The organism is Actinotalea ferrariae CF5-4 (assembly GCF_000603945.1).
Classification (GTDB): domain Bacteria; phylum Actinomycetota; class Actinomycetes; order Actinomycetales; family Cellulomonadaceae; genus Actinotalea; species Actinotalea ferrariae.
In genome coordinates, this window is the sequence record NZ_AXCW01000300.1 from 1 (window position 1) to 4,460 (window position 4,460).

4 protein-coding genes and 1 pseudogene are annotated in these 4,460 nt (G+C 75.7%); 3 read left to right on the forward strand and 2 right to left on the reverse strand.

Annotated elements, in window-relative coordinates; all coding sequences use genetic code 11:
* A partial coding sequence (locus tag N866_RS22715; protein ID WP_342668444.1) for a hypothetical protein occupies nucleotides 1–297 on the forward strand: 297 nt, incomplete at its 5' end.
* A gap of 62 nt (nucleotides 298–359) precedes the next feature.
* Here the strand turns inward: N866_RS22715 and N866_RS22720 are convergent.
* Nucleotides 360–734, reverse strand: a pseudogene (locus N866_RS22720) (FmdB family zinc ribbon protein); the annotation flags it as partial.
* On the opposite strand from N866_RS22720, the gene N866_RS16690 reads away from it, so the two are divergent.
* A complete protein-coding gene (locus N866_RS16690) occupies nucleotides 615–3,185 on the forward strand; it encodes a penicillin acylase family protein (RefSeq protein ID WP_034228558.1) in 2,571 nt (856 codons plus the stop codon). The pseudogene N866_RS22720 and the gene N866_RS16690 sit on opposite strands and share 120 nt — an antisense overlap.
* A gap of 85 nt (nucleotides 3,186–3,270) precedes the next feature.
* Here N866_RS16690 and N866_RS16695 read toward each other — a convergent pair whose 3' ends face one another.
* On the reverse strand, nucleotides 3,271–3,909 hold the full coding sequence (locus tag N866_RS16695) for a 5-formyltetrahydrofolate cyclo-ligase (RefSeq protein ID WP_034228561.1): 639 nt from the start codon (nucleotides 3,907–3,909) through the stop codon (nucleotides 3,271–3,273).
* Nucleotides 3,910–4,019: 110 nt separating this feature from the next.
* Here N866_RS16695 and N866_RS16700 point away from each other — a divergent pair.
* Nucleotides 4,020–4,460 (forward strand): MoeA family protein (locus N866_RS16700; RefSeq protein ID WP_034228563.1); only part of this gene is annotated, 441 nt, incomplete at its 3' end.

Sequence of the window (4,460 nt, forward strand, 5' to 3'; positions counted from 1 at the left end):
CGCGCAGGGGTGGACGGCGCCGTCGTCGGCCGGGGCTGTGGACCGCCGCCTCAGCTCGCGGCGGCGGGAGCCTTCGCGCTCGACGAGCCGGAGGAGGACGACCCCGAGGACGACGACCCGGCGCCCGAGCCGCTGCCGCCCGAGGTGCTGCCCCCGGTGCCGCCGGAGCCGCCCGAGCCGCCCGAGCCGGAGCCGCCGGCGGAGGACGAGGATCCGCCCGAGGTGCCGCTGCCCGCGGAGGTCGACGACGAGCCGCCGGCCGACGCGGTCGAGGAGGACCGCGAGTCGGTGCGGTAGAAGCCGGAGCCCTTGAAGACGACGCCGACGGCGCCGAAGAGCTTGCGCAGCCGGCCCGCGCACTGCGGGCACTCGGTCAACGCCTCGTCCGTGAAGGACTGCTGCGCGTCGAAGCGGTGGTCGCACGCGGTGCACGCGTAGCTGTAGGTCGGCACGGTGTCCTCCAAGGTCTCGTCCTGGGCGGGCCGCGCACCGTGCACCGACGACGTCGCCGTCGGGCGCACGTGCTGGCACTCCGCCCCGCCGAGTGCCAATGGTACGGCGCGGTCGGGGATCGGCCCAGCCCCCGCGTCTGACCGCGCAGGTACCCTCGGGCCGTGCCCCGACGTCGTGCCCTGCGCACCGCCCTCATCGCCCTCGTCGCGACCCTCGTGGTGTCGCTCGTCGCCGTCGTCGCGGTGGCGGGGACCGTCGTCCGCCGGCCGCTGCCCGAGCATGCCGGGACGCTGGACGTGGCCGGCCTGGAGGGGGAGGTGTCGGTGCTGCGGGACGCCCGCGGCGTCCCGCAGATCTACGCCGACTCGGCGCACGACCTGTTCCTCGCCCAGGGCTTCGTGCACGCCCAGGACCGCTTCTTCGAGATGGACTACCGCCGCCACGTCACCGCGGGCCGGCTCTCGGAGCTGGTCGGGTCGGACCCGGCGGCGCTCGCGGCCGACAAGGTGATCCGGACCCTCGGCTGGCGCGACGTGGCCGAGCAGGAGTGGGAGCTGCTCGCGCCGGAGACCCGGGCCCACCTCGAAGCCTACGCGGCGGGCGTCAACGCCTACCTCTCCGGGCGTCCCGTGGACGCGCTCGGGGTCGAGTACACGGTGCTCGGCACGCAGCTGGACCTCGCCGAGCCGGAGCCCTGGGACCCGGTCGACTCCCTCGCGTGGCTCAAGGCGATGGCGTGGGACCTGCGCAGCAACTACGACCGTGAGCTGGCCCGCGCACTGACCTTCAGCACGGTGCGGGACGTCGAGCGGGTCGACGAGCTCTTCCCGGAGTACCCCTACGACACGAACCTCCCCATCGTCCCCACGGCGGAGACGGCGGAGCCGGCGGACGCCCGGGTGACGGGTGGCCTGCTGCTGTCGACCGAGCTCCAGGCGGCGCTCGAGCGGGTCGAGGGAGCGCTCGCCGCGGTACCCGACCTGCTCGGCGAGGGGGAGGGCATCGGGTCCAACTCCTGGGTCGTCTCCGGCCGGCACACCGCGAGCGGCGCCCCCCTGCTCGCCAACGACCCGCACCTGTCCATCTCCGCACCGAGCGTCTTCACGCAGGTGGGCCTGCACTGCCGCGAGGTCGGCGACGACTGCCCCTTCCAGGTCGCCGGCTTCTCCTTCGCCGGGTTCCCCGGCGTGATCATCGGCCACAACGCCCAGCTCGCCTGGGGCATCACCAACATGGGTGCCGACGTCACCGACTTCTTCCTGGAGCGCACCGACCGCGACGCGGGGACGTGGCTGCGGGACGGGACGCCGGTCCCGCTCGACGTCCGCACCGAGGTGATCGAGGTCAACGGCGGGGAGCCGGTGGAGATCGAGGTCCGCTCGACCGCCCACGGCCCGATCGTCTCCGACGTGCTCACGGACGTCGGCCGGGCGTCGTCGTCGCCGACACCGGACGGGCTGCGTCGCTCCACCGAGGTGTCCCTGGCCTGGACCGCGCTCCAGCCCGGGCGGACGGCCGACGCGGTCTTCGCCTTCGCGACCGCACGTGACGCCGCGGACGTCGCCGCCGCGGCCGCCCTCTTCGAGGTCCCCGCGCAGAACATCGTCTTCGCCACGACCGACGGGCAGATCGGCTACCAGGCCCCCGGCCGGATCCCGCTGCGGGCCCGCGTCTCGGACGGCCCCGTGCCGTCCGACGGCTCGTGGCCGCGACCCGGCTGGGACTCCCGCTACGACTGGCAGGGCTGGGTGCCGGCGGAGGAGATGCCGGCGGTCGTCGACCCGGCCGAGGGCTTCCTGGTCGCCGCCAACCAGGCCGTCACCGGAGCGGGCGTCGGGCCGTTCCTGACGAACGACTGGGACCGCGGCTACCGGTCCCAGCGCATCCGGGAGCTCCTGGAGCAGGCGATCGCCGACGGCACCCCGGTCGACGCCGCGCTGGCCACGTCGATGCAGCTCGACGACGCGAACCCGTTCGCCGAGGTGCTCGTGCCGCAGCTGCTCGGGGCGCCGGTCGCGGACGACTTCACGCGCCAGGGCGTGGACCTGCTGCGCGGCTGGGACCGCACCAACGCCGCCGACTCGGCCGCGGCCGCGTACTTCGCCGCCGTGTGGGCGACCCTGCTCGAGCTGACCTTCTGGGACGACCTCCCCGAGAGCCAGTGGCCCGACGGCGGGAGCCGCTGGCTCGGCGTCGTCGAGGACCTCCTGGGCGATCCCGACAACCCGTGGTGGGACGACCGGCGCACCGTCAACGTCGTGGAGAGCCGCGACGAGATCCTGTCCCGGGCGCTGGAGAGCGCCCGCCTGCGGCTCACGGTGGACCTCGGCAAGAACCCCGAGGAGTGGCGCTGGGGGGCCGTGCACGTCGCCGCGCCCCAGCACCCGGTGCTCGGGGGGGCCGGGGTCCCGCAGCCGGTGCGGCGCCTGGTCAACCCGACGCCCCAGGCGGTCTCGGGCGGCTCCGCGATCGTCGACGCCACCTCGTGGGACGCGGCGTCGGGCAGCTTCGCCGTCACCGCGGCGCCCGTCATCCGGATGGTCGTCGACCTCGGTGACCTCGACGCCTCCACGTGGGTGACGATGACCGGGACCTCAGGGCACCCCGGCAGCGTCCACTACACGAACCAGCTCGACGCCTGGGCGTCCGGCGAGACGTTCCCGTGGCCGTTCTCCCGCTCCGCCGTGGAGGAGGCCTCCGGGCACGAGCTCACCCTCCGGCCCGCGGACTGAGGGATCCGGCCCGCGGGCCGGAGCCCGCTCGGGCGGGCCTGCAGCCCGAGGTCCGCTCAGGCGGGCCCGCGGGCCCGAGGTCGGCTCAGGCGCCGCCGAGGGGCTGCCAACCCGCGGTGGTCGCCACCAGGTCGATGCGCTGGTCGTGCTCCTGCTGGGGCAGCGGACGCACCTCCGCGTCGTACAGCTCCTCGGGGAACACCATGGCCACCGTCGGCGCGGTCGGGTTGGCGTGGACGAGCACGCGGTCGTACCAGCCGCCGCCCTGTCCCAGGCGGGCCCCCGTCGTGTCCACGGCGAGCGCCGGCACCACGATCACCTGCGCCTCGGCGAGCGCGTCGGCGCCGAGGCCCGGGCCGGCCGGCTCCGGCGGGCGGCCCGGGGCGCGCACGGCGAAGTCGTCGGCGGCCGTGAACCAGGCCCAGTCGCGCTGGAGGCCGGCGCCCAGCATCGGCAGGAGCACCTCGACACCGCGCTGGGCCAGCCGCTCGATGAGAGCGATGGTCCCGGGCTCCTTGGGGCGCGACACGTACACGGCCACGCAGCTGACGCCCCGCAGCTGGGGCATGTCGCCGACGACCTGGGCGAAGTCGTCCGCGGCCCGGGTGAGCATCCGGGGGGTGCGCTTCTCCCGCTCCGCGCGGATGGCCCGCCGGAGCTCGTCCTTCGCCTCCGCCACGGCGAGGCCCGTCCTCCCGGGGTACGGCTGGGCGACGCTGCTCATGGTCACATCATCGCAAAGAAATCGTCGAAGGAGCACCCACGGCGCGCCCGATCGGGTGGTCCCCGGCCGAGCGGCGCTCCCGCCGCAGCCGCTGCCATGATGGGCGCCTCATGAGATCCGTCCACGACCAGCTCGCCGCCGTGCTCGCCGCGGCGCGCCCCGTCGCCCCCCTCGACGTGGTCCTCGCCGACGCCCCCGGCTGCGTCCTCGCGGAGGACGTGACGGTCGCCGCGGACGTCCCCGGCAGGGACGTCGCCGCGTGCGACGGGTACGCAGTGCGGACGGTGGACCTCGTGCCGCCCGCCGGGTCCGCCCAGGCGCCGGAGGTCACGCTGTCCGTGCTCGACGACGTCGGCGTGACGGCCGCCGTCCCGGGGCGCCTCGTGGAGCGCAGCGCGGTGCTCGTCGCCTCGGGTGCGCCCCTGCCCCTGGGCGCGGACGCCGTCGTGCCGTTCGAGCGCACGGACCGCGGCCGTGCCCGGGTCGTCGTCCGCGGGGGCGCCCGTCCCCACGAGAACGTCCGGGCCGCGGGGGCCGAGCTGGCGGCGGGC